The sequence below is a fragment of the Aeromonas molluscorum 848 genome (genome assembly GCF_000388115.1).
GTDB lineage: Bacteria > Pseudomonadota > Gammaproteobacteria > Enterobacterales > Aeromonadaceae > Aeromonas > Aeromonas molluscorum.
The window spans coordinates 1-5,296 of record NZ_AQGQ01000226.1 but is presented as its reverse complement, the minus strand read 5'-3'; the positions used below and the strand labels follow the sequence as shown (position 1 = coordinate 5,296).

Here is a 5,296-nt window from a genome sequence, read left to right as displayed (position 1 = left end):
CTCGACCAGCTTGACCCCGGCCTGGCGCAACACCTTGGGCCAGCGCGAGCGGAAAAACTCCTTGCTTCCCACTGAATCGAGCAGCAGACGACAATCCACGCCGCGCTGCGCCACCTCGCACAGGGCCTCGCATACCTCGTCCGCCCAGCCGCCAGGGTGCCAGATGTAGAACTCCAGATAGCAAGATTGGCTGGACTGACGGATGTCCTTGGTTATCTCGCGCAAGATCCAGTCCGGCTTGTGAAGCAACAGCATGCGGTTGCCGGAGAGCATGGGCATGGCGAGTCGCCCCTGGATAAGATCGTGCAGGGGCTGGGCCTTTTCGCTCACCTCGCAGTGGTGCTGCGGGAAGAGTCGGGCCAGATGGCGGATCCACTTGGCATAAGGGCGGTACATTGCCTGAGCACGCTCGGCCCGGCGCTTGCCAAGACGCACCTCGCCAAACAGCACATAGAAGCCGACGCCGGCAAAGGGGATGGCATAGATGAGAGAGAGCCAGGCGAGAGAGACCCCGATAGGGCGACGCTTCATGACCACCCGCAGGGAGACACCGGCAACGATGACGGTGTGAAACAGCAACAGCAGCAGCCCCAGGAAACGGGAGAACAGCAGATGCAGGTCATATTCCAGAGTGTTGAACACGGGAACTCCTATGGCGATGAGATGAGGGCGGCCAGGAGATCCCGCCGAGCTGGGATGATATGCTGTGGAGCCAATCCCATTCAATCAGGACACACACATGATCCTGCACGCTATGTTGCTCAGCCTGGCCATGTTGGGCCAAGGCTCATATGACATCAGTGAACAGCAAATCAATCAATACCTGCAATCCCAGGTTCAGGTAGACAAGCAGCTGGAGCTGCCCGGCATCATCAAGGCTCATGTCCAGTTGGAACAGAGCGACGTCCAGATAGGGCGTCAAAGCCCGGACACTGCCCGGGTCTTTGGCAAAGGAAAGCTCAATATCACCCTGCCTGACAGCACCAACTACGATGCCCGTCTTTCCATGACCTACGAGGCAAGACCGCGCTATGACAAGACACAAGGCGCCCTGTTCCTGGATAACATGAAGCTGCTCGAGTACAAGCTGGAGCCTCTGGAAGCGGAGCAAAAGTTCGGATTCATGCTCAACATGCTGCTAAAGAGCATGGAGAAGCGGCTCGAGACCCAGCCGGTCTATCGACTCGACGACAAGGATCCTCAGCAGGTCTGGCTAAAAGACAATCTCATTGGTCTGGAGCTGACCCCGGGCACCATACATCTGCTGACCAAGGGCTCATAGGGCCACGGCGTACTCACCGGGATAGCGGATCAGCAGCTCTATCTGGTAGCCCTGCTGGTGTTGCTTGATGAAATGGCTGTGGAGGGGCCCCTTGAGCTCCTCCAATGCCAGATCGACGAAGCCAACCTTGTGATAGAAGGGCTGCTCGAATGGCAAGGCCTGGCAGATGATGGGCTTGCTGATCAGATCCTGGCAAGCCAGCTGCAACAGCCGGGAGCCCAGCCCCAGAGACTGGTAATGGGGAAGCAGGCGAAACCCGCAGAGATGGTAATACTCTTCTTCTTCGCGCAGCCGCACGGCGCCAATCAACCAGTGAGCATCGCGCACCACGAAGATCCTTTCGCTCAAATCAGGCATGTAATAGGAGAATGTGGTTTCGTAATAGTCCCTGATCAGGGAAAGATCCGCATCACAATACTCTTCGAAAGTGAGCTCCATGGCTCGGCCATCCATCAAAACACGCTCCCCTATCCGTTTGCCGCACTCGGCGCCCACTCAGCCAATCTGATTAGACCAGCCAGCCGGAGAAGATAGCACGGGGTCGGGCGACAAAACAGCGAGCACTGCGTGCTTTGTGAATAAGCGCGAACAAGCCCATTGAGAAGCCTCTTTTGTCGCAATTCCTCCCTCTCTAACCCGGCGACTCTTGTTGGATATCCTTGTTCTTGCGAGGGTTGGATGCTTTACTCAACTGGCACCGATGCAAGGAGTACCACAGTGAACACAAGGATGTTGCTCACAATTTTACTCGCCGCCAGCTTGCCCGCCTGGGCTCAGTCCCCTCCCCCGGCCGAGGTGATGATGTTGAGCGTCTCCCCTCAGAAACCCGCGGCCAGCAAACAGTTCCAGGTCTACAAATCCCAGCAGAGCAACGGGGTCACCCGTTACTCGGACATCAAGCCGGAACAGGGGCATTTTGAAGTGCTGCTGTTCAACGACTGCTTCGCCTGCGACCCCAAATCAGGAGTCAACTGGAATACCACTGGCCTCTTCCTCTACGACTATGCCAGCACCATACAGGCCGCGGCACACACCTATGAGGTGGATCCTGCCCTGATCCGGGCCCTGATCCACGCAGAGTCGGCCTTCAACCCAGTGGCAGTCTCGCGCAAGGGGGCCATGGGGCTCACCCAGCTGATGCCCGCCACCGCGCGTGAACTGGGGGTCGGTGACCCCCTGCTGGCGGAACAAAACATCTTTGGCGGGGTCAAGTATCTCTCGGGCCTGCTCAAGCAATACAAGGGGGATGTGGCCCTGGCCAGCGCCGCCTACAACGCCGGCGCCGGCGCCGTGCAGAAATATGGCGGCATACCTCCTTATGCCGAGACCCGGGCCTATGTTAACCGGGTCCAATTGCTGCATCAGCGTTACCTCACCATGATGAAGGCAAAGGGGCTCTGACACCCTCTCGCCTCGCCCCCGCTCCTGAAACAAAAAGTTCCTGAAACAAAAAACACGCCAGATGGCGTGTTTTTCAGTACACAAAAGGGGGCTATTTCTGCTCGGTCGCCACCATGCGGTAGGCCAGGGCCCCCAGGATGCCACCCACGATAGGTGCAACCCAGAATAGCCACAGCTGGCTCACCGCCCAGTCACCCACAAACAGCGCCACACCTGTACTGCGCGCCGGGTTGACCGAAGTATTGGTCACCGGGATGCTGATCAGGTGAATGAGGGTCAGACAGAGACCGATGGCGATGGGGGCAAAGCCCGCCGGCGCCCGGCTGTCGGTCGCGCCCATGATGACGAACAGGAAGAAAGCGGTCATCACCACTTCACATACCAGGGCCGCCAGCATGGAGTAACCACCAGGGGAGTGCTCGCCAAAACCGTTGGAGGCAAAACCGGCGCTCACATCAAAGCCGGTCTGGCCGCTGGCGATCACAAACAGCACGGCACCTGCGGCTATGCCACCCAGTACCTGAGCCACTATGTAGGGCAGTACGCCGCTAGCCGGGAAACGTCCACCGGCCCACAGACCCATAGTCACGGCCGGGTTGAGGTGGCAACCCGAGATGTGCCCAATGGCAAAGGCCATGGTCAGCACGGTCAGACCAAACGCCAGGGAAACCCCGAGCAGACCGATGCCCACATCCGGAAAGGCTGCTGCCAACACCGCACTGCCACAACCGCCCAGCACCAACCAAAAGGTGCCCAAAAACTCTGCTGCATAAGGTCTCACGATAATTCTCCTGATTGATCAATGTCTTCTATGACAGAAGCCTCACAAGAGCCTGCTATCACAGCAAGTGTATTATCGAGATATGAAGGCGGATGACGAGGGGGCCTTTTTCCGGCGAAAATGTGATGTTCGTCACAAGTTATTGTTCTTGCAGCAAGATATCCCTATATAGAAGAAGGAATTACACGATGGTTTCAAAAGAATACGACAACTTCTGGCAGCCTTGGGCAAGAAAAAGACATTCAGGGCAACATCGCACAATGGTGGGCGGCATGGCTAGCACAATAGCGCGTCCGGCTTAGCGATAGCGACCGCGAACGGAGCCTGACACCCGGCCAGCCATCTTGATCAGGCTCTGGCGGGTATGAAAATGACAAAGGGCGACCCCCAAGGCATCGGCCGCATCGGCCTGAGGCGTTGCGGAGAGCTTGAGCAGATGAGTCACCATGTGTTGTACCTGCTCCTTGGCGGCGCCCCCTGTGCCGACCACGGCCTGCTTGATCTGGGTGGCCGAATACTCGCTCACCGGCAGGAAGGCATTGACCGCCGCGACGATGGCACTGCCACGGGCCTGGCCCAGCTTGAGGGCAGAGTCAGGGTTGCGGGCCATGAAGACCCGCTCTATGGCAAATTCGTCCGGTTTGAACTGGGTGATGATCTCGCAGACACCGTCATAGACTTGTTTGAGGCGCTCTGGCAATTCACCGCAATCGGTACGAATGCAGCCCGAGCCCAGGTATTCTGCCTTGCCGGCGACGATGCGCAGCACACCGTAGCCCGTGATCCGCGAGCCGGGATCTATCCCCAAAATGATACTCATGACAGCTGTTGTTCCGAAGGCAGATGATGGGCGCCAAGATAGCACAAAGTCGCGCCCCCTTGGCCGATGCCTTGCAACCAGTACTGCCAGCCTGGCTGGCCAACCATCGATTGGCACCTGTTGCCACCGGAAGGGGCGGTGTCAAAAGGCACTTAACCTCTCAATGAGGTACTCCTCTCTAACCCACTTCCACCCGGTTACGCCCCGTCTCTTTGGCTCGATAAAGCGCGTCATCGGCTCTCGCCAGAACCTGCTCCAGGGCGTCACCACGACGCTCGGCCACCCCGAGTGAGGCGGTAATTCTCAATGACTCTGGCCAGTGCTCATACCCTGCCAGGGCGATGCGGATCCGCTCTGCCAGCGTTCGCGCCCGTGCCTCTTCGTAGTGCAGGCAGAGCAGGATGAACTCCTCCCCACCCCAGCGGATCAAACGGCACAGACTATCGCAGCAGACCAGCACCTCGCTGACCAGGTGCTTGAGCACCTCATCACCAATGGCATGACCATGGTTGTCGTTGACTAGCTTGAAGTGATCGAGATCCAGATAAATGACACTCAGCGGCATGTCTCCCAATTCATTGAGCAGACTTTGACCGCCGAGTCGATTGAGGGCGCCGGTCAGAGGGTCATAGCGCGCCTCCAGCTCGGAGCGACGGCTCTGTTCGGACAGGGTCTGGTTGAGCTGCTCGGCCTGCCGCCAGGCCGCCCGGGTCCGGCGCAGCTTGTCGCGCAGCACCAGATGCTGCACCAGAAATACCAGCAGGCCATAACCCAGCCAGAAGGCAAGCAGGCTGCGATAGAAGAGACCCGCCTCGAACCAGGGACCGTAGAAGACGAGCTCCTCTACCTTGAGCCGGTAATGGCCCATGGGCATCTCGGCGCCGCTGGCCACCTCGATGGCGAATATCCGACTCAAGTCAGCGCCTTGCTGCAGCAGCGGGATCCGATAGTCCTGGACCCACCAGGTGGCGGGGCTGAATACAGTGAGCGGGATCGTCCAGGCGCAGCGCGT

6 protein-coding genes and 1 pseudogene are annotated in these 5,296 nt (G+C 58.6%); 2 read left to right on the top strand and 5 right to left on the bottom strand.

Features of this window, described 5'->3' with window-relative positions; all coding sequences use genetic code 11:
- Window positions 1–642 (bottom strand): annotated as a pseudogene (cls, locus tag G113_RS18975) (cardiolipin synthase); the annotation flags it as partial.
- Between the two features lie 97 nt (window positions 643–739).
- On the opposite strand from cls, the gene G113_RS18970 reads away from it, so the two are divergent.
- The gene (locus tag G113_RS18970; protein WP_005909421.1) at window positions 740–1,282 is read left to right on the top strand and encodes a DUF1439 domain-containing protein; all 543 of its coding nucleotides are present in this window, start codon (window positions 740–742) and stop codon (window positions 1,280–1,282) included.
- Here G113_RS18970 and G113_RS18965 read toward each other — a convergent pair.
- The gene (locus G113_RS18965; RefSeq protein ID WP_005909419.1) at window positions 1,277–1,720 is read right to left on the bottom strand and encodes a GNAT family N-acetyltransferase; all 444 of its coding nucleotides are present in this window, start codon (window positions 1,718–1,720) and stop codon (window positions 1,277–1,279) included. The genes G113_RS18970 and G113_RS18965 overlap by 6 nt on opposite strands.
- 291 nt (window positions 1,721–2,011) lie before the next feature.
- Here G113_RS18965 and G113_RS18960 point away from each other — a divergent pair, with 291 nt between their 5' ends.
- The gene (locus G113_RS18960) at window positions 2,012–2,683 is read left to right on the top strand and encodes a lytic transglycosylase domain-containing protein (RefSeq protein ID WP_005909417.1); all 672 of its coding nucleotides are present in this window, start codon (window positions 2,012–2,014) and stop codon (window positions 2,681–2,683) included.
- 91 nt (window positions 2,684–2,774) lie between these two features.
- Here G113_RS18960 and aqpZ read toward each other — a convergent pair whose 3' ends face one another.
- The 3 genes from aqpZ to G113_RS18945 all read right to left on the bottom strand — a co-directional run.
- Entirely contained in the window at window positions 2,775–3,464 is a 690-nt protein-coding gene (gene aqpZ / locus G113_RS18955) for an aquaporin Z (protein WP_005909414.1), read from the bottom strand.
- A 298-nt stretch (window positions 3,465–3,762) separates the two neighbouring features.
- Window positions 3,763–4,284, bottom strand: coding sequence for a crossover junction endodeoxyribonuclease RuvC (ruvC, locus tag G113_RS18950; RefSeq protein WP_005909411.1), 522 nt, complete (start codon window positions 4,282–4,284; stop codon window positions 3,763–3,765).
- Between the two features lie 178 nt (window positions 4,285–4,462).
- The coding region (locus G113_RS18945) for a GGDEF domain-containing protein (RefSeq protein ID WP_005909409.1) at window positions 4,463–5,296 on the bottom strand (834 nt) is incomplete at its 5' end.